The following is a 26,388-nucleotide window of genomic DNA, read 5'->3' on the forward strand; positions in this document are numbered from 1 at the left end:
GCAAGGGCCCGAAAGTCCGCCCTGCGAAAGCGTTGCTTAGGAAGGCGCTAAGCCGGGACGATGGGTTCGCCGCCGATGCGGGCCAGCTTGCCAGCGCGCACCAGGTCGCTGCCGTATTCGATGAAGGCCCGCACCGCGTTCGACCGGTCCGCGTCCTGCGCCGTGAGGAACCCCATGCGCAGGGGCCGGACGGCGCCCGTGATCGGCACGCAGCGCACCGGGTTGCCGTCCGGCGCGCTGTCGCTCAGCGGGCGGACATTGGCGATGGAATAGCCGAAATCATTGGCGACAAGGCTGCGCATCACCGCCATGTCGCGGGTGCGTTCGGCGATCACTGGCTTGCCGCCGACGGCGTCGAAGAAGGATAGGAAGTAATCGGCGCTCAGCGGCAGATCCAGCAGGACCATCGGGTGATCCTTGAGTTCCTCTATCGACACGGCGTCGCGCCCCGCCAACGGGTGCCCGGTGCCCATCAGCGCGATAGGTGGCAGGCGGACGAGGCCGGTGAACTGCAGGTCGGCGGGCACGTCCAGGTCATAGGTCAGCGCCAGGTCGATCTCGGATCGGCGCAGGGCGCTGAACAGCTCGACCTGGTTCAATTCAACCTGCCGCAACCGCACCTCGGGGTACTGCGCCTCGAACCCGCGCCTGAGCCCCGGCAGGACCAGTTGGGCAAAGGTCAGAAGGCAGCCGACCGACAAGGGTCCGCGCACCTTTCCCGCGATGTCCCCGGCGATGTCGTTCATCGCTGCCGCCTCGCGCAGCACCAGCCGCGCCTGTTCCATCATCTGCCGCCCGCCCTGCGTAAGCGACAGGCCCTGCGCGTGTTGGCGTACGAAAAGTGGCAGGCCGAATTCCTGTTCCAGCTGGGCAATGGCGGCGGAAATCGACGGCGAAGAGACGTTGATCCGCTCAGAGGCGCGCGCAATGCTGCCCGCCTCGCCCACGGCGACGAAATATTCCAGTTGCCGGAGGGTGTAGCGCAGCATTCCGCGTCCTTGAACAGTTGGCCTGTTCAAGCTTTGTCCAAGCGTCCCGGGGTTGCAAGCGCGCTGCGCGCGGCTCATTCGTCCCCGGGGACCCCGTAGGAGGGCGCCTCGCGCGGGTCCAGCGCGCGCTGGACGTAGGCGTCCAGTTGCGGTTTGTAGACCTCCCAGGCGGTCGCCACCGCCTCTATCGGACAATCCTCGGTCCAGTCGCAGCGCAGGTCGGCAACGGGCCAGGGCACCTTGTTCACCAGCATCATCCCCGCCGAATGCACCGGTCCGGCCTCACCGCCCGCCGCCAGCCCTGCGCGCATCGCGGCAATCAGCCTGTCACCCAGGTGGCCCTGGGCCGTCTCGAACCCTGCGACGATGGCCGCCGGCACGCCGTCGTTGTCCAGCAGGTTCCCGCCAGAGGCCACGTCACGCCCCTGCGCCTGCGTCCATATCCCTAGCGAGTTCGGCCCCGAATGGATCGCCGTGCCACCGGAAGAATCCACCGCCAGCACCTGCCGGTACTCGATGAACTTGCCGCGCTTCTGCACCTCGGCCAGGGCCTCTGCCGCGCTCATGCCGCCCGCCATCAGGTCCAGCGCCAGCGGCCCCAGCGTCGGATCGGTCACGTTCTGCGAAGCCACGGCGCCGACGCCGGCCCGGGCATAGGAACAGCGTGCCGCCACCGCCGGGGAAGACGACGAAATCGCCACCCCGAACATGCCCGTGTCGGCGCATCTTGCGACAAGTGAAAAGGTCATTCCCGCCCCCTGTGTTTCTTCTTGGTGAAAATACCCAACTCTTCGGACTCAATCGGGAATGACGGCGGTGGCGTCGATCTCGACCAGCCACTCGGGCCGCGCCAGCGCCTGCACGACAAGACCGGTGCAGACCGGGTGGACGCCCTTGATGTATTCCCCCATGACCCGGTAGATCGCCTCGCGGTGGCGCACGTCGGTGATATAGACCACCAGCTTGACCACATGGCCCATCTCGCCCCCGGCTTCCTCGACAAGCTGGCGGATGTTCTGCATCACCTTGTGGGTCTGCTCTGCCGGATCGTGGCTGTCGATGTTCTTGGCCGTGTCCAGATCCTGCGGGCACTGACCGCGCATCCAGACCGTGCTGCCGCCACGCGTGACGACCGCCTGGCACAGGTCGTTGTCCAGGCTCTGTTCCGGGTATGTGTCGCGCGTGTTGAACGTGCGGATGCGCTTGTGCGCCATGTCGGTCTCCTGTCGATGCATCGCGGCGAACATCCCCTTGCGCAGGGTCCGGCGGAAAGAACCGATAGCCTCATCGTCGCTTAGGGCACCCCTAACCGCGCTTAGCCTGACCCCAAGCAAGGCTTCACGAAAACCGTGTTTCGGGGGTGCCATCACCGGCCCTAGGGTGCCCGGCAATGATGGATCGGAGGACCGCGGGAATGGAAAGCACGGATACGGTTGTCGTTGGCGGCGGTCAGGCCGGCATCGCGATGAGCGAGCACCTGGGCAAGCTGGGCGTGCCCCATATCGTGCTGGAGCGTGATCGCATCGCCGAACGCTGGCGCACCGGGCGCTGGGACTCGCTGGTGGCCAATGGTCCGGCCTGGCATGACCGTTTCCCGAACATGGAGTTCGCCTGCGACGGCGATGCCTTCCCGGACAAGGAAAGCGTGGCCGATTATTTCGTCGCCTATGCCAAGAAGATCGGCGCGCCGCTGCGGACCGGCGTCGAGGTGACCTCCGTCACCGCGCTGGACGGGCGACCCGGGTTCCGGGTCGAGACCTCGCAAGGTGTGATCGAGGCGCGGCATGTCGTGGCGGCCACCGGCCCGTTCCAGCGCCCCGCCATCCCGCCGATCCTGCCCGAGGATGCCGGACCGATGCAGATGCACTCCAACGCCTATCGCAATCCCGACCAGCTGCCGGAAGGCGCGGTGCTGGTCGTCGGCGGCGGGTCCTCCGGTGTGCAGATCGCCGAGGAACTGATGAAGGCGGGGCGCCGCGTCTATCTTTCTATGGGTCCGCACGACCGTCCGCCGCGCCGCTATCGTGGGCGCGACAACGTCTGGTGGCTGGGTGTATTGGGCAAGTGGAACGCGGATTCGCCCGGCCCGGGGACCGAGCATGTCACCATCGCGGTCAGTGGCGCCGAGGGCGGCAAGACAGTGGATTTCCGCAAGCTGGCGGAACAGGGCATGACCCTGCTGGGCATGACCGCGGGCTATGAGAACGGCAAGCTGCGGTTTGCGCCGGATCTGAAAGAGAACCTCGACAAGGGCGACGCCAATTACCTTTCGGTCCTGGACGAGGCGGATGCCTATATCGCCCGTCATGGACTGGATCTGCCGGAAGAGCCGGAGGCGCGCATCATCCCGGACGACCCCGCCTGCGTGCGTGACCCGATCCTTGAGCTGGACCTAGCCGAGGCCGGGATCGGCACGGTGCTCTGGGCGACGGGCTATGCCTTCGACTTCGGCTGGATCAAGGCCGATACCTTCGATGATCGCGGCCGTCCGATCCACCAGCGCGGCGTGTCCGAGGAGCCGGGGCTCTATTTCGTCGGGTTGCCCTGGCAGAGCCGCCGGGGGTCCTCCTTTATCTGGGGTGTCTGGCACGATGCCAAGTTCATCGCCGACCAGATCGACATCCAGCGCGGCTACATGGCATATCAGGGCAATGCCCGCCGCGTGACAGAGGATGCCTGACGCCCATGAAACTGGCCCTGTACCAGGGGGCGCCCACCGATGGCGACATCGAGGGCGCCTTTGACCGCATCGAACGTGCCCTGACTGCGGCCAGCGCGATGGGGGCGCGCATGGCCGTCTTCCCCGAACTGTTCCTGCCCGGCTACAACCGCCCCGACCTGCATTCCGCCCTGTCACAGGAACAGGACGGTGACTGGGAACGCCGCCTTGCCGATCTGTGCCGGGCGGCGGGGGTCGGGCTGACCCTGGGCTGGGCTGAACGCGATGGCGATACGGTGTTCAACGCCGCCAGCTGTTTCGACCCTACCGGCGCGAAACTGGCACATTACCGCAAGCTGCAATTGTTCGGTCCGATGGAGGCGGCGAGTTTCGCGCCGGGCGGGGCCTATTGCACCTTCGACCTGGGCGGTTTCCGGGCCGCACTGCTGATCTGTTACGACGTGGAATTTGCCCATCACGTCACGGCGCTGTCCCGGCGCGGTGTCGACCTGTTGCTGGTTCCGACGGCAAACCCGGCAGGGTTCGAGAATGTCGCCGACGTGCTGGTGCCCGCGCGCGCCTTTGAGAACGCGATGACGGTGGTCTATGCGAATTACGACGGCAGCGAGGCAGGCCTGGAATTTGGTGGTCACTCTTCCATCGTCGGGCCGGACGGCAATGTGCTGGCGCGGGGCGGGGCGGGCGAGGCGCTGTTGATCGCCGATCTCGGGCATCGCGACAGGCTGGATTCCGGTTTTCTCAGCACCCAGAACCGGGATCGGCGCGAGATCGAGTAGGCAGGGGTCTTATTCGCCGTCGCTGACCGCCGCCCAATCCAGTCCGAACCGCGCAAGGTACTTGCGCAGCCGGTCCGCATCATTGGTCGAGGAGCGTTTCGCCCGTGAGGCGGCGAAGAGGCTGCGGCCCGCCGCGCTGATGCTGGCAGAGTTGCGGCAACAGCGGATCACCTCGGCCAGTTGCACCAGGTCGAAACGGTCGATCTCGGCGGCGGCCTCGCCCAGAACCTCCCGGACAAGCCTTGCATCGCCATCGGCCTCGGCGCTGCGCCAGTCGGCCTGCAGAGTGGTGATCTCATCCTCGACCATCGCAAGCGTGATCCGCCCCCGCGGGGCCAGCACGCACAACCGCCGGATCGACCCGCCGAAATCGCGGAAATTGCCGGGCCAGGGCGTGCCCGGATCGGAGGCAAACCTCAGGTAACGGTCGCGTGCATCGGTGTTGAAGCCCACGCGGTTGCCCAGGTCCTTTTCCGCCCGGTCCAGTTCAAAGCGCAGGTTGGGCTCGATGTCCTCTCGCCGCTCACGCAGGGCTGGCAGGCGGAAACTCCACATGTTCAGGCGCGCCAGCAGGTCGGGACGGAACAGCCCCTCAGCCGTTAAAGTGCGCAGGTCACGGTTCGCGCCCGCGATGACCTGGAACCGGCTTGTCACTTCGCTATCGGACCCCAGCGGATAAAATCGCCCGCTTTCGATGGCGTGCAACAGGATCGACTGCTCCTTGAGGCCCAGTTCGTCCACCTCGTCGAGGAACAGCACCCCTCCGTCCGCCTCGCGCAGGAACCCGCTGCGTTCGGTCCCTGCCTGCCCGGTAAAGCTGCGCCGCTGGCCGAACAGCGTGGCCCGCGCATCCTGGCCGCGCAGCGTGGCGCAGTTGACATGGACCAGCCGTCCCTTGAGACGACGCCTGTCCAGTTTCAGCGAATAGATGCGCTCGGCCAGCTGCGTCTTGCCGGTGCCGGTCTCCCCCAGCAGCAGGATCGGCTCATTGGAATTGCTGGCCACCAGTTCGATCCGGTCGATCAACGCGTTGTAGGCGGGGTTCGAGGTCGCGATCCCGCCTTTCAACTGGTCGCTGTATTCGCGGGACAGCTGATCGAACCGCTGTTGCAGCGCGTTGTAGCGGCTGAGGTCGAGGTCGATGAGGTCGAACTTGGCCTTGTCCTCTTCCCGGCCCGGCGGGCCGGTCTGGATCAGCCGGGCTGGGATGTGGCGGCTTTCGGTCAGCAGGAACCAGCAGATCTGCGCCACATGCGTGCCTGTGGTCAGGTGAACGTGATACCTCTCGCGGTCCTCGTCGAATCCGTAGCCGCGGGCAAAGTCGAAGAGCTTGCCGTAGACCTCCTGGAAATCCCAGGGGTCGGAGAGGTCGAGGTTGCGCAGCATGACCTCTGTCTGCGGATTGGTTTCCTGCACCTCGGTCCGGACGATGTCGGCAAGATCCCTGAACCGCATGTCATAGAGGATTTCGAGCCGGTCGACGGGGAAGCCGTCATGCGTGACCAGACTCACCGTGGGCTTCCAGCGCCGCCTGCGCCCCATGTCGAGCTGCGTTCCGAGGAATCCGAGGACGACGTTGCGCATGTGGTTATCCGGATAGATAAGTTAGTATCTTCCTGTATCGTAACGAGGCGGGGGGATTCCGGCAATACCCAGATTAGTCCTTTGAATTCAGTGTCTTGATTGGATTTTCATTTTTCCTCGGGCGGCCGCCTTGCTCATGGCAAAACATCCTCACCAACAACGAAGGAACAGAGCAATGGCAAACAAATCCGTGTTTGCATCGATCCGGGGCCGGTTGCTGCCCAAGGCAACCACCGTGAACGCCGAAGGCGCGCCGGCCTACGCCTATTCCGATGCACATGCCCTGGCGCAGTTGGCGGCCACAGGCACATTCGGTGGCCTGTTCTACCAGTCCGCCCAGGATGAACTGACCCGTGTGGTCGCGCTTGCAGAAAAGGTCGAACCGGCCTTCCTGGCGCAGACGGCGATCTATGCCCGCCAGTCGGGCTACATGAAGGACATGCCGGCGATGCTTCTGGCGGTGCTGGCGCGGCGCGATCCGGCGCTCTTCCGGGCGGTCTTTGGCCGCGTGGTGGATCACGGCAAGATGCTGCGGACCTTCGTGCAGATCGTGCGGTCGGGCCAGACCGGGCGCAAGTCGCTGGGTTCGGCGCCCAAGGCGATGGTGCAGCACTGGCTGAACACGGCCTCGGACCGGGCCATCCTGAACGCCAATATCGGCAACGATCCGTCGCTGAAGGACGTGATCAGGATGGTGCACCCGAAGCCGGAGACGGCAGAGCGCGAGGCGCTGTTCGCCTGGATCGTCGGGCGTCCCTGCGACGTGTCGAAACTGCCGGAGGCTGTGCAGGACTGGATGACCTTCAACGAAGGGGCCGACGGGGACTTGCCCGACGTGCCGTTCCAGATGCTGACGCAACTGCCGCTGACCGCGGACCACTGGGCGCAGATCGCGCGCAAGGGCTCGTGGCAGATGGTGCGCCAGAACCTGAACACCTTCCTGCGCAAGGGCGTCTTCGCCGATGCGCGGATGGTGGAACAGGTCGCAGCAAAGCTGCGAGACCCCAAGGCGGTCTCGAAGGCGCGGGCCTTTCCGTACCAGATGATGGTTGCGGCCAAGCACGCGAGCGACGAGATGCCCCGCGAGATCGTGGATGCCTTGCATGACGCGATGGAGTTGGCGGTGCGAAACGTGCCGAAGGTCTCTGGCGAGGTCGTGGTCTGCCCGGACGTCTCGGCGTCAATGACATGGCCGGTGACCGGCTACCGCAAGGGCGCGAGCTCGGCGGTGCGTCACGTGGACGTGGCCGCATTGGTTGCGGCGTCGTTCATGCGAGTGAACCGCAAGTGCCAGGTTCTGCCGTTCGAGGTGACGGTGCGCAACGCACGCCTGAACCCGCGCGACACGATCCTGACCAACGCGGATCGCCTGTCGGCCCTGGCCGGGGGCGGGACCAACTGTTCGGCACCGCTGCGTCAGCTTAACGAGCGTCGTCACGCACCGGACCTTGTGGTCTTCGTGTCCGATAACCAGTCCTGGGTGGATGCCCGGGGCGGGCGCCAGTCGACGGCGATGATGCACGAATGGGCGGCGCTGAAACGGCGCAACCCGCAGGCCAAGCTGGTCTGTATCGACATCGCGCCCTACGGCACGACGCAGGCGCAGACTCGTGAGGACGTGCTGAACATCGGCGGGTTCTCGGACGCGGTCTTTGACCGGATCGCGGATTTCGTGAAGGGCCGGCAAGGGTCCGAGCACTGGGTGCAGGAGATCGAGAAGATCGAGCTCTGAGCATCTGACACCAAAGGGTCAGGCGGAATGCCGACGGGACTACATTTTCAGGACATGTACCTGTCTCGTCATTTTCTTGTCCGCCTGACCCATCGGAACATGGAACGGAAAGGATTCAATCCCGGCGAATGCCGGCGGAACTACAGCGCTGTTAACGCCCAGGTTGCGGGTTCGAATCCCGTCGCGGTCGCCACACACCATTCACGGGCAGGGTATTCCCGCCTGTCGGATCGGTGCCCCAACGGGGACTATGGCCGCGTAGCTCAACGGAAGAGCAGGTCATGTTTCGCCACCCCTTTGTCGCCGGGACAAATTGCCAAGGATTAGCTCAGTTTGGCAGAGTGCCGCACCCGGACTGCGGAAGCCGAAGGTTCGAATCCTTCATCCCTGACCAATTCATCCGGGAGGAATGCCTGCGGGGTTACTTGTCTTTCACACATGCCACACCTCGCAACTCCTTGTCCTCCCGGCCAAATTCGAAAGGAAATCCCCGGCGAATGCCGAAGGAACTACATGCCTCCAACCAGACCGGGTCACCAGGCGGTTCGATTCCGCCTTTGGCAATCGCCCAGACGGCAAACGCGCGTCACGCGCGGGGCGGGTCCCGGACATGTTTCTTCACCCTTGTCGCCGGGGGCCATTTCAGGAGATGTTTTCATGACGATGTCGGATGAAGCCACGTTTGACCCGGTCACCGGGCACCACCTCAAGGACTGGGGCCATCGCCCTGGCAAGCATTTCCCCGTTCTGCTGGAAAAGGCGAACGCGATGCGTGCCGAGGGTTATGGCCTTTTGCGCATCCGCCAGGAACTGGATGGAATGGCCCCGCCAGAGCCGGACACGCTGGCGCTGCGCGCGCCCGGCGAAATGGCCTTTTCCGAGAACATCGAGATTTCGCATCCCGACGAGCAGGAGAACGTCGCCAAGGTTCGTGCCACCATGCGCGAACTGATGCGCACGCCAACGATCGAGGCCGGGGCGATCATGCCGGACGCCTGCCCGGCAGGGCCGGAAGGGACGATTCCGGTCGGGGGCGTGGCGGCTGCAAGAAACGCGATCCACCCGGGGATGCATTCGGCCGACATCTGTTGTTCGGTCATGATCTCGGACATGGGGATGGCCGATCCCAGGGCGGTGCTGGATGCCGCGCAGTCGGTCACGCATTTCGGACCCGGCGGGCGCCCGCAGGGCAAACGCTATAGCCTGCCGGTCGATCTGCTGGACGAGATTCGCTACAACTCCTTCCTCTGCACGCAGAAGATCCTGGGCATGGCGCAGGCGCACCTGGGGACGCAGGGGGATGGCAATCATTTCCTGTTCGTCGGACGTTCACGCAAGACCGGGCGCACGGCGATGGTGACGCACCACGGCTCTCGCGGTCCGGGGGCGGTGCTCTACAAGGAGGGGATGATCGCGGCGGAACGTTTTCGCCGAGAGCTGTCGCCCGAAACGCTGAAGCAGAACGCCTGGATTCCGGCGGACAGCGAAGAGGGGCAGGACTACTGGGACGCCCTGCAGATCATCCGCCAGTGGACCAAGACCAACCACGCGATGATCCACGACGCGACGGCGGCGGTTGCCGGGGCCGAGGTGGGAGACCGCTACTGGAACGAGCACAACTTCGTCTTCAAGCGTGGCGATCTCTACTTTCACGGCAAGGGCGCGACACCGGCCTGGAGGGACTATGCCGATGACGCCAGCGGGTTGACGCTGATCCCGCTGAACATGGCGCAGCCGGTCCTGGTGACGCGCGGGTTGGATGCGGCAAGCGGGCTGGGGTTCAGCCCGCATGGGGCCGGGCGCAACTTTTCCCGTTCCGAGCACCGCCGCCGCATGGGGTCGGTCACGCCCGACCAGATGCTGAAGGCCGAGACAGAGGGGCTGGACATCCGGTTTCACGCCGGGGCGGTGGATGCCTCGGAACTGCCGTCCAGCTACAAGGATGCGGACAGCGTCGTGGCGCAGATCAAGTCCTACGGGCTGGCCGAGATCGAGGATTACATCGACCCTTACGGCTGCATCATGGCGGGCGACGTGCCACCGTTCTGGGCCAAGAAAAAGAAGGGTGCCCGGCGCGGTGCCTGACGGGTCCAGAAGGCGGGCCGGCGCGATCAGCCCGGCCCGCTGACAATCCTGCTCAGCCGGGGCAATCCGTCCCATTTTCAAGTTTTTCGGAATAGAGTTGTCGGCAACCGCTTGCTGGCCCGGCGCCGGGCGTCAGGCTAGGTTCGGGGGAACCCCAATGTCCCAGAGGCCAATATGACCGCAAGCTACTATGCACAGATGGGGGGGCATCCTCCTCAAGAGCAGATCATGACGGACCGCGCCGTGTTCACCGACGCCTACGCGGTGATCCCCAAGGGCACGATGCGCGACATCGTCACCAGCTTTCTGCCGTTCTGGGAGGGTACGCGTCTTTGGGTGCTGTCGCGTCCGCTGAGCGGCTTTGCCGAGACCTTTTCCCAGTACATCATGGAAGTCGCGCCCGGCGGCGGGTCTGACCGGCCCGAAACCGATCCCGGCGCCGAGGCCGTGATTTTCGTTGTCGAAGGCACCGGCACGCTGACCATCGACGGGACGGCCCATCCGCTGGAACCCGGGAGCTTTGCCTTCCTGCCGCCCGCGACCGACTGGACCCTTCGGAACACCGGTGACGCGCTGCTGAAATTCCACTGGATCCGCAAGGCCTACGAGGCGGTCGAGGGACTGCCCGCGCCCGAGGCCTTCGTGACCAACGAAAAGGACATCACCCCCGCCGCCATGCCGGGCACGGACGGCAAATGGGCGACCACGCGGTTCGTCGATCAGACCGACCTGCGCCATGACATGCATGTGACCGTCGTGACGTTTGAACCCGGCGGCGTGATCCCCTTTGCCGAGACCCACGTGATGGAACACGGCCTCTACGTTCTCGAAGGCAAGGCGGTCTACCGGCTGAACACGGATTGGGTCGAGGTCGAGGCCGGGGATTACATGTGGCTGCGCGCCTTCTGCCCGCAGGCCTGCTATGCGGGCGGGCCGGGGCGGTTCCGCTACCTGCTCTACAAGGACGTGAACCGGCATATGCCGTTGCGGTTGACGCCCCGCGGCTGACCGGCCCCAAGGCAGGCCATCAAAAGGGCCGGTATGCTTTCCATAAGTGCGCAAGCAGATGCGTTGCGTCACCGGTCCGCTGGCACGGCGGGCGTGAACTGTTGGTGGTCAAGCGCCTTCGCGGAAAACAGCGAGGGCGCTTTCGTTTCAAGTGTCGGGTATGCGGGCCTTTGCTGCCGTTCGCCTAGGTGTTCAGACTGTCCAGAACCTCCAGGCTGAACCGATCCAGCGTTTCAACATCGTCCGATTGCGCGACCCAGGCGCGGTCCAGCTCCAGTGTACCAGTCGGGACAAGTCTCTCCGCGATTTCGGTCGGAGTGGTGTCGTCGGTGCGACCACCGGCCCAATCATGAAATGCTGTGGAATATCGCACGGCCGCTCCGCTGGACGAGAGGCCGATTGTTCCCCCTTCCGCAAAGAATGTCAGCCCATCCCCCATCTCTTCCCCGATCAGGACGAGCCGTTCTCCCAGGCGGTGCTTCAGGATGGCGGTGAAGACGATAGCGGCAGAGAAGGTGAATTTGTCGATGAGCAAACCGACCCGCCGGCCTTCCGCACCCTCAGAGATCGCGTCGATCAAAGGCATGGTCTGAAGAAAGTCCCCGCCTGTATTTCCGCGAACGTCAATGATCAGGGGCGTGCCCGGGCGCGATCTTACCACGTCTGCAGCCTCGGAAACCGCAAGTGGAAGTGCCGTTTCGCCGGGGTCGAAGAAGCTCGGAAGGACCAATAAGATCCCGGGTTGACCAAAGTCTTTCGTCCTCAGAAAGGATTTGGGCGTCCAGGATGCGTCGGCTTTTCCGTGTTCACCGCGAGGATAGAGCGTGGAGCCGGGCACCAAATTCGCGGGATTCAGAAGTAGTTCGCTGAGCTCCCCCGTCCGGCTTCGTACCCGGTATTCGATTGCGTCGCCGCCCGAAAGAACGCCCAGGTGCCGCAATGCACTTGGCCATGCAAACAGGATTGGCCCGATGACGCGTTTTCGTTGCGGCGTCCCCGCCAGAAGTTTCTCTGCGGCAACCTCGATTTCGCCTACGGGAACACCATTGATGGATATCAAATCGCCCCCAATCGCATCAGAGAAACCCGACGCGGCGTCGAGCAGGCGCACAGTGGTGCCGATGGTTGCGAACCTTAGAGGGAGAACCAAGATGGCATCGTTTGGGATCAGGCGCGTGTGACCGTTCCCCGGCAAAGCCAGAAGGCGCATCAGGGAAAGCAGGAACGCATCCTTCGAGTTCGCGAGTGCACTTTGCCGGGCTTCGGTGATGTGAAATTCCAACTCCTCGCGTCCGACCAGTCGGAAGCTGGGGTCGGCCGGAAGGACCGAGGTTACTATCTGCTCTAGGTCATGGATCATCGTCATACGTCACTGTGTAGTCATGTGTGCCGCATTGTCCAAGATGGCCTCGGAACAGACGTTGCAGGGGCTGACAACACATCCGGTCGGGAGCTTTTGGTTGCCGTGGAGACTCCTTCGCATGGGAAGTGCAATGGCAACCGGGAGATGATGCAAAAAGGCCCGCTGGACAACAGCGGGCCTTGGTCGTTTCTCATGGAGTAGATCAACTCTGCTTGAGCGATCCGTCCCCGTGGCCGGCCATTCCGCCCGAGACTTCTTCGGTGGACTCATCGGCGAGTTCGTGCGGCAGGACCAGGTTCAGCACGATGGCGATCAGGGCCGCGGGCAGGATGCCAGAGGTTGCCAGCACCTTGACCGTTCCGGGCAGGTACTGCAGCGCGTCGGGTTCAAGCTGCAGGCCCAGGCCCAGCGACAGGGCAATGGCAAAGATCACCATGTTGCGACGGTTCCAGTGCACGTCCGACAACATCGAGACACCCGCCGCGACCACCATGCCGAACATCACGATCACGCCGCCGCCCAGAACCTCGATCGGGACCGAGGAGATGATGGCGCCGATCTTGGGCACCAGGCCGCAGAGGATCAGGAAAAAGGCGCCGATGGTGACGACGGTCCGGCTCATGACGCCGGTCATGGCGATCAGGCCGACGTTCTGGCTGAACGAGGTGTTGGGCAGGGCGCCGAACAGGCCAGAGATCGCCGTGCCGACACCGTCGGCAAAGGTCGCGCCCTGGATTTCCTTGTCCGTCGCCTCGCGGCCCGCGCCGCCCTTGGTTATACCGGACACGTCGCCTACGGTTTCCACTGCCGAGACGAAGGACATCAGGCAGAAGCCGACAACCGCCGCGACAGAGAACTCAAGGCCGAAATGCAGCGGGTTCGGCAGTGCGAAAGGCGCGGCGCGGCCGACGTTGCCCAGGTTCACCTGACCCAGCGCGAAGGCCAGCGCATAGCCCACGAGCAGGCCCACCAGTACGGCCGAAACCGACAGCATGCCACGGGCAAAGAACTTCAGCCCCAGCGTCACGAAAATCACCGTGCCCGCCATCAGCCAGTTGATGCCCGATCCGTATTCGGGCGTGCCGATGGCCGGAACGCCGCCCGCCGCGTACTGAACCCCGACCTTGACCAGCGCCAGACCGATCATGGTCACCACCAGTCCGGTGACCAGCGGCGGCAGGGCAAAGCGGATCTTGCCGATGAAAAGGCCCAGCGTTGCGTGAAACAAACCGCCGACCAGAATACCGCCCATCAGCACGGCGATGGCATCCACGCCCTTGCCAGCGACGAGCGGGATCATGATCGGGATAAAGGCAAAACTCGTGCCCTGCACGATCGGCAGCCGCGCCCCGATGGGGCCAAGTCCGATGGATTGAAACAGCGTCGCGATCCCGGCAAAGAACATCGACATCTGGATCATGTAGATCATCTGCGGAAAGTCGGGCGAATTCGAGCCAAAGCCAAAGCCCGCCGCGCCGCAGACAATGATGGCCGGGGTCACGTTCGAAACGAACATGGCCAGGACGTGCTGGATCCCCAGTGGCACCGCCTTGGCGATGGGCGGTGTGTAATTCGGGTCGCGGAGCTGCTCCGGTGTCCCGATGGATGTATCGGCCATGTTCTTTCCTCCAATGAATACGGGTGCCGGCTCCTCCTCCGACTGCCCATTCAGGTTTTGATTTCGTAAGGCGCCTCGAACCAGTGTTCTTCCAGGTTCGGACCCTCTCCGATCCGGTCCACCACCGCGAAAAGACCGGGCGCCACCAGCGGCGTCAGGACGCCGTGCCAGGTTCCGCGGTGAAAGTTGATGGCCTGCCCGGGGGCGCTCAGGAAGGCGCGCGGGGTGCCCGGTTTGCCGCCTTCGTCCCCGGCGACGACAACCAGGAAGCCATCCATGCTCATGGGAATGAAGCATTGGCTGCCGTCGGGATGCCGTTCGACCATGTCCAGTTTCAGCGGCAGGCTGCGCGGCTCTGCCTTGAACAGGCTGACGCCTGCGCGCGCGTCGGCAAAGTCCAGCCGCGCGCGGTCGTGGTAGCGGCCGCAAAGTCCCTGGTTGATGAGCTTGTCTGCCTCGCCCGCCGTGTCGAGCACGTCGCCGAAACCGGCAAAGGCCTCGCGGGTCAGGGGCTCTGCGACGATGCTGCGGCTCATGCGGCGAACTTCTCTTCCAGGCGCAGCTCGGCGATGCGCTCCACCTGGCGACAGGCCTCTGCGAATTCGGTCTCGCGGTCGTTGGCGACCCGGCGTTTGAAGGCCTCCATGATCGTGGCCTTGGTGTTGTCGCGGACCGCGATGATGAAGGGAAAGCCGAACTTGTCCGTGTAGGCGGTGTTCAACTCGGTAAAGGTGGCGCGTTCCTCGTCGGTCAGCGCATCAAGCCCGACAGAGGCCTGTTCTGCCGTCGATTCCGCCGTCAGCCGCTTGGCCTCGGCCAGCTTGCCGGCAAGGTCGGGGTGCGCGGTGAGCACGCCAAGGCGCTTGTCCTCGTCCGCGGCGCGGAACACGCGTGCCAGCGCCGAATGCACGCCCGTGGCGGTGTCATGGGTCGGACCCAGTTCCAGCGCATGGGCGCCCTCGGCGATCCAGGGGCTGTGCTCGAAGATGCCACCGTATTCTGCCACAAAGCTGTCGCGGTCCATCTCGGAGGGGCGTTGTCGGGTCATCGGCGGGTGCTCTTTTGTCCAGTGTTCGGCGATCTGCAGGCGCGTGGCGAACCAGACACCCTCGTGGGATTGCATGTACGCCAGCGCGCGTTTCAGCGCGGCCATCCGGCTGGGCCGGCCGACCAGGCGGCAATGCAGGCCGATCGACATCATCTTGGGGGCGCCCTCTGAGCCCTCGGCGTAGAGAATGTCGAAGGAATCCTTCAGCATCGCCTCGAACGGGTCGCCGTGTGTGAACCCGGCCTGGATCGCAAAGCGCATGTCGTTGCAATCCATAGTGTAGGGCACGATCAGCTGGTCGCGGCCATTCGCCCGGTGCCAATAGGGCAGGTCATCTGCGTAACTGTCTGAAATATAGGCGAACTGACCCTCATCTGCGGCCAGATCGACCGTGTTCATGGAGCAGCGCCCGGTGTACCAGCCGCGCGGCGGTGTGCCGGTGACCTCGGTGTGCAGCGCGATCGCATCGCGAATCTGCGCGCGTTCCTCTGCCTCGGTCATGTCCTTGTGTTCGATCCACTTCAGCCCGTGGCTGGCGATCTCCCAACCGGCCTCTTTCATGGCCTTGACCTGTTCCGGGGCCCGCGCCAGTGCCGTGGCGACGCCGTAGACGGTCACCGGCAGGTCGCGCAGGGCGCGGTGCACCCGCCAGAACCCGGCGCGCGCGCCGTATTCGTAGATCGATTCCATGTTCCAGTGGCGCTGTCCCGGCCAGGGCTGGGCGCCGGTGATCTCGGAGAGGAAGGCCTCGGAGGCGGCATCGCCATGCAGGGTGCAGTTCTCGCCGCCTTCCTCGTAGTTCAGAACGATCTGGACGGCGATCCTTGCGCCGCCGGGCCAGTTTGCGGCGGGTGGCGTCGCGCCATAGCCGGTCATGTCTCTTGGATAACGTGTCACGTCTGCCCTCATCGAATTTGGGCATTTATAAACCAGAATAATCGGGGAGTTTTTCAAAAAACGTTTGAAGGTGCCTTTAGCCCCGCAGGTTTTGCACCGGGGCGCGAACCCGCCCTATAAGACGTCAAGCAAGGGAGTTTGCAGCAATGGCCGGATACCTGACCACCCATGTTCTCGACACTGCGCGCGGGTGCCCCGCAAAGGGCATCACGATCGCCCTTTACCGGGTATCGGGAAACTCGCACCGCAAGATCGCCGAGACCGTAACCAATGACGACGGCCGCACCGATGCGCCGATTCTTCCGGCCGAGCAATTCGAGACTGGTACCTACGAGCTCGTTTTCTTTGCGGGCGATTACCTTCGCCGCACCGGACAGGCAAATGACGAGATCCTGTTTCTGGATCAAGTTCCGATACGCTTCGGCATGTCGGATCCCGACGCCCATTATCATGTCCCGCTGCTGCTGTCGCCTTTCGGCATGAGCACCTATCGCGGCAGCTGAACCCGCTTTTCGGCGTCGCGGACGACGGCGCCGATGCGATCTATCACGAATTCCATGAACATCCGGGTCTTGGGGTCCTGCCTGCGCCGATGGGTGAACAGGCAGGCCATCTGGATGGGCTCTGGCGGCGTCTGCGTCGCGACGGGAACCAGCCGGCCCGCTTCGAGGTGATCCGCGACCTCGAAGATCGGTTTCAGCGCGATTCCATGCCCGCCCAGGGCCCAGTCGGTCAGAACGTCCCCGTCATCGGATTCGTAGCGGCCCGTGATCGGGAATTTCCGCACACCCTCCGGGGTCTTCAACCGCCATTGGAATTCCGTCGCGCCGGGAAAGCGCAGGTTCAGGCACTCGTGTCCCTTCTCCAGGATCTCGTCGCCGGTCATCGGTGTCCCGCGCGCCTCAAGGTAGGACGGCGCGGCGCAAAGCACCCTTTCGACATCTGAAATCTTGCGGATGCGCAGGTTGCTGTCCTCTGGCTGACCAAGAAAGAACGCCAGGTCCAGCCCCTCGGTCGTCAGGTCGACCTTGCGGTCGGTCAGGCGCAACCGCACGTTGACCTCTGGGTAGGTCTCCAGGAAATCCGGCACCTGCGGCGCGATCAACCGCCGCCCGACGCCCAGAGGCGCCGCCACGAACAGCGATCCCTTGGGATTCTCCGTGATGCTGACCACCTGCGCCTCGGCATTCTCGACTGATTCCAGGATCTCGCAGGCGCCGCTGTAGAAGGCCCGGCCATGTTCGGTGGGGGTCAGGCTGCGCGTGGTGCGCTGGAACAGCCGCACGCTGAGGTGTTCCTCAAGCTGGGAGATTCGCGAAGAGGTGACCGCAGGCGAAATCCGCAGGTCCCGACCCGCTGCCGACATGCTGCCAAGTTCATAGACACGCACAAAAGTTCGGATATTGTCGAGATAGGACATTGTTCTGCAATTTTTGATGCTGCTTGGTATTGAGCAGCGATACCAGAACAATTCTCATCCGCATAGTGTGCCGTGGATTCGACCCTTTAGGAGGCTTGCCATGTACGATCTGGCCATCATGTGGGATTGGGCGGCCTTTGCCGTCCGCTGGCTGCATGTCATCACCGCAATCGCCTGGATTGGCTCATCGTTCTACTTCATCGCGCTGGACTTGGGCCTGCGAAAGGTGCCGCATCTGCCGGTCGGCGCGCATGGCGAGGAATGGCAGGTCCACGGCGGCGGTTTCTATCACATCCAGAAATACCTGGTCGCACCGGAACAGATGCCGGACCACCTGACCTGGTTCAAATGGGAAAGCTATGCCACCTGGCTGTCGGGTGCGGGTCTCTTGATGATCGTCTACTGGGTCGGCGGAGAGCTGTTCCTGCTGGATCCGACCAAGGCGGAATTGTCGCTGTGGCAGGGCATCCTGATCTCGGCCGCGACGATCAGTGTGGGCTGGCTGCTGTACGACTTCCTCTGCAAGTCGAAGCTGGGTGACTATCCGACCGCGATGATGCTGGTGCTGTTTGTCATCATCGTGGTGATGAGCTGGGGTCTCAACCAGGTGTTCACGGGCCGCGCCGCCCTGCTGCACCTGGGTGCCTTCACGGCAACGATCATGACGGCCAACGTGTTCTTCATCATCATGCCGAACCAGCGCGTCGTGGTGAAGGACCTGCAAGAGGGCCGGACCCCCGATCCCAAGTATGGCAAGATCGCCAAGCTGCGCTCGACACACAACAACTACCTGACCCTGCCGGTCATCTTCCTGATGCTGTCGAACCACTACCCGCTGGCCTTCGGCACCGACTACGCCTGGATCATTGCCAGTCTCGTGTTCCTGATGGGGGTGACGATCCGGCACTACTTCAACTCGATGCACGCCCGCAAAGGCCAGCCGAACTGGACCTGGGCCGTCACGGTGATCCTCTTCATCGTCATCGCCTGGCTGTCGACCGCGCCGATGCTGGACACCTACGACGAGGCAGAGGCACGCCCGCTGTCGCCCTACGAACAGCAATTCGCCTCGGCCGAGGGGTTCTCGGATGCCTATGACGTGGTGCTGGGCAACTGCTCGATGTGCCATTCGCGCGAACCCGTCTGGGAGGGTGTGCTCTGGCCGCCCAAGGGCGTGGTGCTGGAGACGGAGTCCGACGTGGCCCGCCATGCCAAGCAGATCTTCCTTCAGTCCGGGGTGAGTCACGCGATGCCGCCGCCCAACGCGATCTCGACGATGGATGCGGAAAGCCGGGCCACCATCATTGCATGGTATCGCGACGCGACGCGCTAAGGCGCAAGGAATGACGGCAACACCCCGGGCAGGACCTCCTGCCCGGGGTGTTGCCGTTCATGTGGCGGGGATAAGGGCCAGGTCCTTGAGCGGTACGCCCGTGTCGGCCGCGGCCTTGGGCAGGGGGGACTTGCCACTCTCGATCAGGCGTTTGCCGGTCATGTAGGCGCGCGGGTCGTTCATCGCGTCCACGGCCAGCAGTTCGGAGCCGCGATAGTACCAGTGACTTTGCGTACCCGGCTTGTCCCCGGGGCGCGTGACGACCCGGTCATAGCCGGTGTTCAACCCGGCGATCTGCAGCTTGGTCGCGTATTGATCCGACCAGAACCAGGGTTTGGCGACGTAAGGGTGCGGCTGTCCCAGCATCGCGGCGGCGACGGCCTCGGCCTGGTCGATGGCATTGGGCACGCTTTCCAGCCGGATGCGGCGGTTCTTCCAGGGGAAGGAACAGCAATCCCCGGCGGCATAGATGCCCTCGGCGCTGGTGCGGCCTAAAACATTCACCGCTATCCCGTTGTCGATGGTCAGACCCGCCGCCTCGGCCAGAGCCGTGGCGGGGCGCACGCCGATGCCGCAAATGACGAAATCGACCTCCAGCGTGCTGCCGTTGGACAGCCTGGCGGAGAGGGTGTCCCCGCGCTGGTTCAGGCCGTCCAGCCCGCAGCCTTCGCGGATATCGACGCCATGCGCGGCATGGAGGGCCTTGATCCAGGTGGCGGTTTCGGCGCAGGCCACGCGCGCAAGGATACGCGGCGCCGTTTCCACAAGCGTCACCTGCACGCCCTGCTGCGCCGCGACCGCCGCCGCCTCCAGGCCGACGTAGCCACCGCCGACGATTAGTGCGCGGCGCCCGGCGCGGAATTCATGCGCTGCGGCATCGGCGTCGGCCAGGCTGCGCATGGTGTAGACGCCGGGCAGGTCGCCGCCAATGGCACCGGGCAGGCGCATCGGGTCGGCGCCGGTGGTCAGGGCGATCCTGTCGGCGGTGATCTCGCGGCCATCTGCCAGGCGCAGGCGCCGGGTCTTGGCGTCCAGTGACGCCACTCTGGTATCGGTGAAAAGGTCGATCTCCTGCTCGGCGTAGAAACTCTCGGGCCGCAGAAAGAGCCGGTCGAGTGCCATCTCGCCCAGCATGTATTTCTTGGACAGGGGCGGGCGCTGGTAGGGCGCGACGGGTTCGGCGCCGAACAGCGACAGCCGCCCGTCATAGCCAAGCGCGCGAAGCTTCGCGGCCAGCGCCGCGCCTGCCTGGCCGGCGCCGATGATGGCGATATGGGTCATTGGGGAAGGTCCTGTTGGCGGCGGCGGGCACGGCAAGGCGCGCCCGCCAGCAGGGTCAGTACATCTTGTAGGGCAGGAACTTGCCGTCGAGGATGACCTTCACGCGGTCGCCCTTGGGGTCCTCGGTGCGCGAAATGTCCATCGTGAAGTCGATGGCCGACATGATCCCGTCACCGAATTCCTCTTCGATCAGCGCCTTCATCGTGGTGCCATAGACGGCCACGACCTCGTACAGGCGATAGATCAACGGGTCGGCGGGGACCTGCGTCGGGATCGAGCCACGGTAGGGCACCATCATCAAGAGCGCCATTTCCTCGTCGGAAAAGTTCAGCCCCAGCGCGTTGCCGGCCTTTTCGACCTGCTCCCTGGTCATGGACAGCTGGCCCATCAGCGCGGCGGTCACCCATTCCTTGGACTGGCCGACCTCCTTGGCCACGTCGGCCCATTTCACGCCGGTGAATGTCTTGTGCGCGATGATCTTCTCGGTCAGTTCGGCGCGGGTTGTCATGGTTTCAGTCTCCGTTCTTGTCAGGGGGTGGAAAAACCGGGTCAGGCGGGGAAGGGCAGGCCTTCCTCGATCGGCAGGGCGGGATCGCGGGACCATTCATTCCAGGATCCGAAGTACAGCGCGACATCCTTCACCCCGGCCTCCTTGAGGGCCAGGAAGGTGTTCGAGGCGCGCGCGCCCTTGAAGCAGTAAAGCTTGACCGGCGTGTCCGGGGTGATCCCCACGGTGGCGCATTCGGCCAGCACCTCGTCACGGGATTTCATCATCGGGCCGTCGGCGCCCGGCTTCATCATGCGGTACCATTCGATCCAGACGGCGCCGGGGATGCGGCCCTTGCGCGGGCAGAAGTCGACGCCGTAGGGCGAAGAGGACGTGCCGATCCATTCGTCGATGTCGCGCACGTCGAGGATCACGGCATCCTCCTCCGCCAGCGCGGCCTTCATGTCGTCGAGATCCATCATGATCTCGGCGGCGGACTCGTCGATTTCGAACCCGCCAGGTGTGGGCGCGACGGTTTCGGTCGAGACGGGCAGGCCGGCGGCGTCCCAGGCGGCATAGCCGCCGTGCAGGACCTTGATCCTGGGGTATCCCAGGTAGGACAGCAGGAAGAACCCGCGGCAGGACTGGCCGAAGCCAGTGTTCATCGAGGCCTCGTAGATGACCGCGGTCTTTGTCCCGTCCAGCCCGGCGGCGCCGAATTCGGCCGCGAACTTGTCGCGCAGCGTGGCCATGCCCTCGGCGTCCGATGTGGCGAGGTAGGTAAAGATGTCGTGCATGTTCACCGCGCCTTCGATGTGGCCCGCGGCAAAGCTTTCGGGGTCGCGGGTGTCGATCAGGACGATGTTGCCGCCCGTCATGAGGGTCTGCAGTTCGGCAGGTGAGATCAGTGCGCTTTCCATGAGATCAGTCCTTTCCAGTTGGCAAAGTGAGTGGGTGCGGCGGCCTGCATCGGGTCGCCGTCGTTCATGGGTCGTCAGCTTGGGTGCGGATCAGGTGTCGAGTGAGGCCAGCATCTTGCGCAGATGTTTGGTGGCCGGTGTCACGATGGCCACGAAATAGGCCTCGCGCAGGCGGCGCTGCGCCTCACCGCCGGAGACATAGCCGCGTGCACCGCTGTGCAGCATGGCGTAATGCGCGGCCTCGACCGCCAGTTCGCCGCCGGTCAGGCGTGCCTGCAACACGCGTTTCCAGAAGGCGTCCGAGAGGTCATAGGGGGTCTTGCAAAGCTCCAGAACCTCGGTGACCAGCGCGTCGTATTCGGCCTCCAGATCGTCCGCACCTTTTTCGAGATACTGGTTCACATGGCCCAGCGGCCCTTCCATCTTGCGGATCAGTTCAATCGAGCTGCGGATCATGCCCGCGGCCATCCCGCATTGCAGCAGGACGAAGCCGCCGCGTATGCGCTTGATGAATGCGGGTGCGGGGTCGCCGATCACCTGTTCGTCGGGGATGAACACGTCGCGGAACATCACCTGGCAGGTGGCGGTCCCGCCCATCGCGACGAAATCGTGGTCCAGCTTCAGCTTCACGCCCTTGGCCTCGTCGGCGTGGGCAATGGCCATGACGGTCTTGTCCTCGCCTTCGACCGAGAACATCACGCCGAACCAGCCATCGGCCGAGAGGTTCGACACCCAGGGCAGCACGCCCTTGACGCGATAGCCGCCCTCGACACAGACCGCCTTGAGCTTGAGCTTTTCGATCTCGGCGATTGCCTTCATCGGGTTCGACATCCCGGTGCCGCCGAGGATCTCGCCTGTGGCGACCCTGGGCAGGATGTTTTCCTTCAGCCAGGCATTTTCGGATGAGGAGATGTACCACCCCAGCGCGTCCTGGCACCAGATGCAGAACCCGGTTGAGAGGCAGATCTCCGAGGCCCGCGCCATCGCCAGCACCGAGGGGCCCAGGTCGCAGGGCGCGTCGGGCCCGGCAAGGTGGGTGCCATAGGCGCCGGTGCCGCCCATCGCGCGCATGATCGCTTCGGGATAGGTCTTTTCATCGTCGATCGTGCGGACCATCGAGGTGAGGTCGCTGGCGGCGATCTGGTCCACCGCGTTCAGGTCGACGGTCGTAACGGGAGTCGCGATATTCATGGCGGGCTGTCCTTGAAACTGTGGCAATAGGGGCAGGCCCGTCCCGGCCGCGCGTCGCGCGGCGCGCATCCGGGACAGGCGGTGGATCACATGGTTTCGGCGACCATGTTGACCGGGCGCGAGAAGGTGTTGAACACCGGCGACCACTGGATCACGTGCTGGACCAGGGCGTCGATTTCCTCCTGCGGGCAGTCGGCCTCCATGTCGACCTTGATGCGAACGTCGGTGAACCCCACCGGCTTTTCGCTGGTGTCACCGGTGCCCCAGACGGCGGTGATGTTCAGATCACCTTCCAGTTGCAGCTCGAGTTTCTGGACGGTGATGCCGCGGGCAACAGCATTGGCATGCAGGCCGACGGCGACACAGGATCCAAGCGCGGCCAGCGAGGCCTCAGAGGGGTTGGGCGCGGTGTCGTCGCCCAGAAGGGCCGGCGGTTCGTCCACGATGTAGGGTTCGAGGTCACGGATATAGTTGGCGTGGCGGAACTTGCCTTCGGCCACTGTCTTGCAGGTCAGTGTCTTGACGGCCTGGGGGTTTTCCTTGCCCTTGGCGATCAGCCCGTCGAGGCCGGTCTTGTCGATGGGGGCCAGGCAGCCTGTCAGGACGGTTGCGGGTTCAGACATGGGGTCTCTCCTCTGGTTGTCTGTCTTGGGGTCAGTGCGCGGTGTCGCGCACCCAGTTGAATTTCTTGATCGCCAGCATGCACAGCCAGTCGAGCGCGAAGCCGATGACGCCGATCACCACGACGACGGCGGCCAGCCGCGAGTAGTCCAGCGTGTCGCGGGCATCGTTGATCGCGTAGCCAAGCCCCGAGGTGACGCCGAGGTATTCCGCCGGCACCAGCACCACCCAGGCCACGCCCAAGGCCAGCCGCAGGCCGGTCAGGATGTCGACGGCGATGGCGGGCAGGATCACCACGAACAGCATGTGGAACGGGTTGGCGCCGAGGTTGCGCGCCACCTTGAGCCAGCTGGGGTCGATCCGGCGCACGCCCGCGGCGGTCGAGAACAGGATCGGCCAGATCGCCGCCACCGCGATCAGGAAGACGATGGCGCCGTCCCAGGTGTCGTAGGCCATGACCGCAATGGGCATCCAGGACAGCGGAGAGATCATCCGCAGGAACTGGAACGGGACGTTGGTGATCTCGCGCAGGAAGGGGATGCGCCCGATAGCGATGCCCACGGGCACGCCGATGGCGGCCGCGATCCCCATGCCATAGCCCACGCGATAGAGCGAGGGCCCCGACATCTGCCAGACTTCGCCCGAGGTGACGATGTCCTGCAGCGCGGCCAGTGTGGGCGCCGGGGCGAAATCGGCAAAGGCGAACATGTCGGGATCGTTTGCCACCGCCAGGCCGCCGAGCCACCACAGCAGCATCAGCGCGGCGATGCCCAGGGCCGCATTTGCGATGCCCCGCAGGCGGCCCAGCCGGGGCAGGCGGAAACCGCCTGCCGGGGTGTCGGGGATCGCGGTCACAGCTCCAGGACCTCGTCCCGGTTGAACGGGTCGCCCGCGTTGACCGAGGGATCGTTCTGCCATTCCGGGTACTTGTCCAGCGCGGCCTTGACGAATTCGTAGTTCACGAGGTCGTCGGCGACATGCTGCGGGTCCAGATCGGCCAGGAAGGTCGCGTCACCGGAAACGACGGTCTTGTTCATCTCCTCGACGATCAGCTTGGTCGCCGAAGGATAGGGCCAGGGCTGAAAGTCGATGCGGCCGTTCTGCCAGTCGGCGACGTGCTTGTTGGCGCCGATTGTGGTGTAATCCTCGTCGTCGTAATGGGTCATGGCGCGGGTCACGACCGGCGCGGGCGCGGGCAGGTAGCCCCAGCCGTCCTTGGACAGCAGGCCCGCGACTTCGGCCTTGTTCTGGCTGGAATAGATCGCGCCCCGGACCACGGCGTTCATCACCTTCTGGGTCCACTCGCGTTTCTTTTCGGTCACCTCCTCGTGCATGCAGACGACGCAGCAGGGATGGTTCTTCCAAATATCGCCGGTAAAGCGCAGCATCCGCGCGCCGGCCTTCAGCTCTCCCAGCGCATTGAACGGCTCGGCCACGATGTAGGCGTCGATCTTGCGCGCGGCCAGCGCCGGCGGCATCTCTGGTGGCGGCAGGACCTGCAGGTTGCACTCATTGGCGGCCAGCGGTTCGCCCTGGGCCTTGATGACCGGGGTCACACCGGACTCGCGCAGCGCGTATTGCAGCACGACGTTGTGCATCGAATACCAGAAGGGCACCGCCACCTGCTTGCCGCCAAGCTGGCTGAAATCGGTGATGTCCGTGTGCCGCCCCACCACCAGGCCAGAGCCGTTGGTATGCGCCCAGGACATGATCTTGACCGGGAAATTGTTGTTGTAGCGCATCCAGACCGGGATCGGCTTGAGGAAGTGCACCAGGTTGAACTTGTTGGCGGCAAAGCCTTCGATCAGCGGCGACCAGCCGCGGATCAGCGTCGGCTTTTCGGTCTCCAGCCCTTCGTCCTCGAAATAGCCCATGCCGTGTGCCACCAGCAGTGCGGTGGCATCGGTGATTGGCAGGTAACCGATGCGCACGACCTCGTCCTCCTGCGCGTAGGACATGTTGGGCATCCCACCCAGCATCGTGGCCAGCGAGGCAAACAGCCCGCCCTTGGCCAGCATGTCCAGCGTCTGGCGCCGGCTGAAATCGGAGGCGAAGTATTCTTCGTCGTCCCAGGTGTCTTTGGTCATGATCTCAGGTCCTCTCTGGCGGATCTTCGGTCTGTGTCAGGTCAGCGGGGTGGTCGCGTCGCCGTGGGCGACATCGGTGTAGAGCTGCATCATCCGGGCCTGTTCGCGCTGGAACGCCTCCGAGCCCGTGCTGCGCGCCGCGTCCTCCAGCGGGATGGCGACGTCATGGGCAACGCGGCCTGGGTTGGCGTCCAGCACCAGCACGCGGTCGGCCATCAGCACGGCCTCGGACACGTCATGCGTGACCAGCACCATCGTGATGCCCAGCGTTCTCGCGATGTCGCGGACGTCTCGTTGCAGGCTGCGCCGGGTAAAGGCGTCGAGCGCCGAAAACGGTTCGTCCAGCAGCAGCATCTGGGGGCTGGTGGCCAGGCTGCGGGCCAGGGCCACACGCTGCTGTTGTCCGCCGGACAGGTCCTGCACGTTGCGGCCGGCAAAGCTGGTCAGGTCGACGAGATCCAGCACGTCGGGGATGCGGGTGGCGATCTCGCGGCTGCGCCGGGCGAATTTCAGTCCCAGGGCGGCGTTCTGCGCGACCGTCATCCAGGGATAGAGCGACGGGGCCTGGAACATCATCACCCAGCGGGGGCTGGGACCGCGCACCTCGTTTCCGTTGATGGCGACCTCGCCCGTGCTGGGGTGCGACAGGCCCGCCAGCATGTGCAGCAGGGTCGACTTTCCGCATCCGGACCGGCCCAGCAGCGCCACGACCTCGCCCTGGCGGATTTCGAAATCGAGGTCCTGCAATACGGGGCCATCGGCGCGCCTGTAGGTATGCGACAGGCCGCGGACGGCGACATGGGCGCCACGCACGGGTTTGACCGCAGGTGCCTTGGGTATTTTGGGGGCGCTGCTCTCCGTCTTGAACCGTGTCACAACCATCGCTTTCTCATTTTCAAATTTCGAACGAACCGTTCTGTCTGATTTCAGCAGCGCCCGGGCTGAACGGTCAACGCTGCGCAGCAGAAAAACACCGAGATATTCAGATGGGTGAATTTTTGGACAGGAATTCAGGTAGACTGCCCGTATTCGGGCCAAGGCAATTTTAAGTTGGATAAAAACGCGGAATTTTTGAGCGGATCGTACGAGTGATGAGGCTGTTAAGGCGGTTTCTCAGGGGCGTTCCTACGGGAATCATCCAGTTGCCGAGAAAAGAATCTCTCTTGCAACGTCAGTGTAAAATCGGACTGATCAGTCTTGTTTTTTGCCTCTGGATGCGGGACACCAATATAGGGCCTGCCCGCGCGACAGGCGTAGGCCACAATGGA

At 64.2% G+C, this 26,388-nt stretch carries 24 protein-coding genes and 1 tRNA gene; 8 read left to right on the forward strand and 17 right to left on the reverse strand.

The annotated features are described in order from the left end of the window. Positions 1-47: 47 nt before the first annotated feature. From G9Q80_RS13165 to G9Q80_RS13175, 3 genes are all read right to left on the reverse strand, one after another. Positions 48-989: a LysR family transcriptional regulator gene (locus tag G9Q80_RS13165; protein WP_043137175.1), complete on the reverse strand. Its 942-nt coding sequence runs from the start codon at positions 987-989 to the stop codon at positions 48-50. 74 nt (positions 990-1,063) lie between these two features. Further along, the gene (locus G9Q80_RS13170) at positions 1,064-1,738 is read right to left on the reverse strand and encodes a DUF1028 domain-containing protein (RefSeq protein ID WP_088714266.1); all 675 of its coding nucleotides are present in this window, start codon (positions 1,736-1,738) and stop codon (positions 1,064-1,066) included. 48 nt (positions 1,739-1,786) lie between these two features. Further along, positions 1,787-2,203, reverse strand: coding sequence for a RidA family protein (locus G9Q80_RS13175; protein WP_043137651.1), 417 nt, complete (start codon positions 2,201-2,203; stop codon positions 1,787-1,789). A 200-nt stretch (positions 2,204-2,403) separates the two neighbouring features. On the opposite strand from G9Q80_RS13175, the gene G9Q80_RS13180 reads away from it, so the two are divergent. Both G9Q80_RS13180 and G9Q80_RS13185 read left to right on the forward strand, forming a co-directional pair. Then, positions 2,404-3,669 (forward strand): flavin-containing monooxygenase, encoded by a 1,266-nt coding sequence (locus tag G9Q80_RS13180; protein ID WP_198549955.1) that lies wholly within the window; start codon positions 2,404-2,406, stop codon positions 3,667-3,669. Positions 3,670-3,674: 5 nt separating this feature from the next. Beyond that, positions 3,675-4,445 carry a carbon-nitrogen hydrolase family protein gene (locus G9Q80_RS13185; RefSeq protein WP_088714267.1) on the forward strand — a complete coding sequence of 257 codons (771 nt, stop codon included), beginning with the start codon at positions 3,675-3,677 and terminating at the stop codon, positions 4,443-4,445. A gap of 9 nt (positions 4,446-4,454) precedes the next feature. Here G9Q80_RS13185 and rtcR read toward each other — a convergent pair whose 3' ends face one another. Further along, positions 4,455-6,029 carry an RNA repair transcriptional activator RtcR gene (gene rtcR, locus G9Q80_RS13190; protein ID WP_088714268.1) on the reverse strand — a complete coding sequence of 525 codons (1,575 nt, stop codon included), beginning with the start codon at positions 6,027-6,029 and terminating at the stop codon, positions 4,455-4,457. A gap of 175 nt (positions 6,030-6,204) precedes the next feature. Here rtcR and G9Q80_RS13195 point away from each other — a divergent pair, with 175 nt between their 5' ends. From G9Q80_RS13195 to G9Q80_RS13210, 4 genes are all read left to right on the forward strand, one after another. Next, positions 6,205-7,761 (forward strand): TROVE domain-containing protein, encoded by a 1,557-nt coding sequence (locus G9Q80_RS13195; protein ID WP_088714269.1) that lies wholly within the window; start codon positions 6,205-6,207, stop codon positions 7,759-7,761. A gap of 317 nt (positions 7,762-8,078) precedes the next feature. Beyond that, positions 8,079-8,155 (forward strand) — tRNA-Pro (locus G9Q80_RS13200). A 263-nt stretch (positions 8,156-8,418) separates the two neighbouring features. Next, positions 8,419-9,846 carry an RtcB family protein gene (locus G9Q80_RS13205; RefSeq protein ID WP_232788147.1) on the forward strand — a complete coding sequence of 476 codons (1,428 nt, stop codon included), beginning with the start codon at positions 8,419-8,421 and terminating at the stop codon, positions 9,844-9,846. Positions 9,847-10,020: 174 nt separating this feature from the next. After that, positions 10,021-10,854: a bifunctional allantoicase/(S)-ureidoglycine aminohydrolase gene (locus G9Q80_RS13210; RefSeq protein WP_088714270.1), complete on the forward strand. Its 834-nt coding sequence runs from the start codon at positions 10,021-10,023 to the stop codon at positions 10,852-10,854. Between the two features lie 184 nt (positions 10,855-11,038). On the opposite strand, the gene G9Q80_RS13215 is transcribed toward G9Q80_RS13210, so the two are convergent. The 4 genes from G9Q80_RS13215 to puuE form a co-directional block, all read right to left on the reverse strand. Then, positions 11,039-12,220 carry a S41 family peptidase gene (locus G9Q80_RS13215; protein ID WP_088714271.1) on the reverse strand — a complete coding sequence of 394 codons (1,182 nt, stop codon included), beginning with the start codon at positions 12,218-12,220 and terminating at the stop codon, positions 11,039-11,041. Positions 12,221-12,419: 199 nt separating this feature from the next. Next, positions 12,420-13,835: a uracil-xanthine permease family protein gene (locus G9Q80_RS13220; RefSeq protein WP_088669427.1), complete on the reverse strand. Its 1,416-nt coding sequence runs from the start codon at positions 13,833-13,835 to the stop codon at positions 12,420-12,422. 50 nt (positions 13,836-13,885) lie between these two features. Continuing rightward, positions 13,886-14,371, reverse strand: coding sequence for an ureidoglycolate lyase (locus G9Q80_RS13225; protein ID WP_088714272.1), 486 nt, complete (start codon positions 14,369-14,371; stop codon positions 13,886-13,888). Further along, the gene (puuE, locus tag G9Q80_RS13230; RefSeq protein ID WP_232788149.1) at positions 14,368-15,780 is read right to left on the reverse strand and encodes an allantoinase PuuE; all 1,413 of its coding nucleotides are present in this window, start codon (positions 15,778-15,780) and stop codon (positions 14,368-14,370) included. The genes G9Q80_RS13225 and puuE overlap by 4 nt, the downstream gene beginning before the upstream one ends. A gap of 146 nt (positions 15,781-15,926) precedes the next feature. Here puuE and uraH point away from each other — a divergent pair, with 146 nt between their 5' ends. Continuing rightward, positions 15,927-16,283 carry a hydroxyisourate hydrolase gene (uraH, locus tag G9Q80_RS13235; protein ID WP_088714274.1) on the forward strand — a complete coding sequence of 119 codons (357 nt, stop codon included), beginning with the start codon at positions 15,927-15,929 and terminating at the stop codon, positions 16,281-16,283. Here the strand turns inward: uraH and G9Q80_RS13240 are convergent. Further along, positions 16,268-17,200, reverse strand: a complete 933-nt coding sequence (locus G9Q80_RS13240; protein WP_074622122.1) for a LysR family transcriptional regulator — start codon at positions 17,198-17,200, stop codon at positions 16,268-16,270. The two genes, uraH and G9Q80_RS13240, sit on opposite strands and share 16 nt — an antisense overlap. Positions 17,201-17,300: 100 nt before the next feature. On the opposite strand from G9Q80_RS13240, the gene G9Q80_RS13245 reads away from it, so the two are divergent. Continuing rightward, on the forward strand, positions 17,301-18,533 hold the full coding sequence (locus G9Q80_RS13245; protein ID WP_088714275.1) for a urate hydroxylase PuuD: 1,233 nt from the start codon (positions 17,301-17,303) through the stop codon (positions 18,531-18,533). A gap of 57 nt (positions 18,534-18,590) precedes the next feature. On the opposite strand, the gene G9Q80_RS13250 is transcribed toward G9Q80_RS13245, so the two are convergent. From G9Q80_RS13250 to G9Q80_RS13285, 8 genes are all read right to left on the reverse strand, one after another. Then, entirely contained in the window at positions 18,591-19,814 is a 1,224-nt protein-coding gene (locus tag G9Q80_RS13250) for an NAD(P)/FAD-dependent oxidoreductase (protein ID WP_088714276.1), read from the reverse strand. Positions 19,815-19,869: 55 nt separating this feature from the next. After that, positions 19,870-20,322, reverse strand: a complete 453-nt coding sequence (gene cynS, locus G9Q80_RS13255) for a cyanase (protein ID WP_069210924.1) — start codon at positions 20,320-20,322, stop codon at positions 19,870-19,872. Positions 20,323-20,363: 41 nt separating this feature from the next. Continuing rightward, positions 20,364-21,221: a sulfurtransferase gene (locus tag G9Q80_RS13260; protein ID WP_069210925.1), complete on the reverse strand. Its 858-nt coding sequence runs from the start codon at positions 21,219-21,221 to the stop codon at positions 20,364-20,366. Between the two features lie 90 nt (positions 21,222-21,311). Next, entirely contained in the window at positions 21,312-22,412 is a 1,101-nt protein-coding gene (locus G9Q80_RS13265; protein WP_088714277.1) for an acyl-CoA dehydrogenase family protein, read from the reverse strand. 86 nt (positions 22,413-22,498) lie between these two features. Continuing rightward, positions 22,499-23,035, reverse strand: coding sequence for an OsmC family protein (locus G9Q80_RS13270; protein WP_043137138.1), 537 nt, complete (start codon positions 23,033-23,035; stop codon positions 22,499-22,501). Between the two features lie 31 nt (positions 23,036-23,066). Continuing rightward, positions 23,067-23,888 carry an ABC transporter permease gene (locus G9Q80_RS13275; protein ID WP_198548528.1) on the reverse strand — a complete coding sequence of 274 codons (822 nt, stop codon included), beginning with the start codon at positions 23,886-23,888 and terminating at the stop codon, positions 23,067-23,069. Next, positions 23,885-25,120, reverse strand: a complete 1,236-nt coding sequence (locus tag G9Q80_RS13280) for an ABC transporter substrate-binding protein (protein WP_157903787.1) — start codon at positions 25,118-25,120, stop codon at positions 23,885-23,887. Before G9Q80_RS13280 ends, G9Q80_RS13275 begins: the two co-directional genes overlap by 4 nt. Before the next feature lie 36 nt (positions 25,121-25,156). Next, entirely contained in the window at positions 25,157-26,002 is an 846-nt protein-coding gene (locus G9Q80_RS13285; protein WP_198549956.1) for an ABC transporter ATP-binding protein, read from the reverse strand. Positions 26,003-26,388: the final 386 nt, after the last annotated feature.

Source organism: Mameliella sp. LZ-28 (genome assembly GCF_012274245.1).
In the GTDB taxonomy this organism is placed as follows: Bacteria; Pseudomonadota; Alphaproteobacteria; order Rhodobacterales; family Rhodobacteraceae; genus Antarctobacter; species Antarctobacter albus.

Coding starts and splice junctions, on each gene's coding strand:
- G9Q80_RS13175 (WP_043137651.1), bottom strand. CDS start 2,203: ATGGCGCACAAGCGCATCCGCACGTTCAACACGCGCGACACATACCCG.
- G9Q80_RS13170 (WP_088714266.1), bottom strand. CDS start 1,738: ATGACCTTTTCACTTGTCGCAAGATGCGCCGACACGGGCATGTTCGGG.
- G9Q80_RS13220 (WP_088669427.1), bottom strand. CDS start 13,835: ATGGCCGATACATCCATCGGGACACCGGAGCAGCTCCGCGACCCGAAT.
- G9Q80_RS13285 (WP_198549956.1), bottom strand. CDS start 26,002: ATGGTTGTGACACGGTTCAAGACGGAGAGCAGCGCCCCCAAAATACCC.
- G9Q80_RS13245 (WP_088714275.1), top strand. CDS start 17,301: ATGTACGATCTGGCCATCATGTGGGATTGGGCGGCCTTTGCCGTCCGC.
- G9Q80_RS13270 (WP_043137138.1), bottom strand. CDS start 23,035: ATGTCTGAACCCGCAACCGTCCTGACAGGCTGCCTGGCCCCCATCGAC.
- G9Q80_RS13215 (WP_088714271.1), bottom strand. CDS start 12,220: ATGACGATGATCCATGACCTAGAGCAGATAGTAACCTCGGTCCTTCCG.
- G9Q80_RS13225 (WP_088714272.1), bottom strand. CDS start 14,371: ATGAGCCGCAGCATCGTCGCAGAGCCCCTGACCCGCGAGGCCTTTGCC.
- G9Q80_RS13280 (WP_157903787.1), bottom strand. CDS start 25,120: ATGACCAAAGACACCTGGGACGACGAAGAATACTTCGCCTCCGATTTC.
- G9Q80_RS13180 (WP_198549955.1), top strand. CDS start 2,404: ATGGAAAGCACGGATACGGTTGTCGTTGGCGGCGGTCAGGCCGGCATC.
- G9Q80_RS13205 (WP_232788147.1), top strand. CDS start 8,419: ATGACGATGTCGGATGAAGCCACGTTTGACCCGGTCACCGGGCACCAC.
- G9Q80_RS13250 (WP_088714276.1), bottom strand. CDS start 19,814: ATGACCCATATCGCCATCATCGGCGCCGGCCAGGCAGGCGCGGCGCTG.
- G9Q80_RS13185 (WP_088714267.1), top strand. CDS start 3,675: ATGAAACTGGCCCTGTACCAGGGGGCGCCCACCGATGGCGACATCGAG.
- cynS (WP_069210924.1), bottom strand. CDS start 20,322: ATGACAACCCGCGCCGAACTGACCGAGAAGATCATCGCGCACAAGACA.
- rtcR (WP_088714268.1), bottom strand. CDS start 6,029: ATGCGCAACGTCGTCCTCGGATTCCTCGGAACGCAGCTCGACATGGGG.
- G9Q80_RS13260 (WP_069210925.1), bottom strand. CDS start 21,221: ATGGAAAGCGCACTGATCTCACCTGCCGAACTGCAGACCCTCATGACG.
- G9Q80_RS13210 (WP_088714270.1), top strand. CDS start 10,021: ATGACCGCAAGCTACTATGCACAGATGGGGGGGCATCCTCCTCAAGAG.
- uraH (WP_088714274.1), top strand. CDS start 15,927: ATGGCCGGATACCTGACCACCCATGTTCTCGACACTGCGCGCGGGTGC.
- G9Q80_RS13240 (WP_074622122.1), bottom strand. CDS start 17,200: ATGTCCTATCTCGACAATATCCGAACTTTTGTGCGTGTCTATGAACTT.
- G9Q80_RS13165 (WP_043137175.1), bottom strand. CDS start 989: ATGCTGCGCTACACCCTCCGGCAACTGGAATATTTCGTCGCCGTGGGC.
- G9Q80_RS13265 (WP_088714277.1), bottom strand. CDS start 22,412: ATGAATATCGCGACTCCCGTTACGACCGTCGACCTGAACGCGGTGGAC.
- G9Q80_RS13195 (WP_088714269.1), top strand. CDS start 6,205: ATGGCAAACAAATCCGTGTTTGCATCGATCCGGGGCCGGTTGCTGCCC.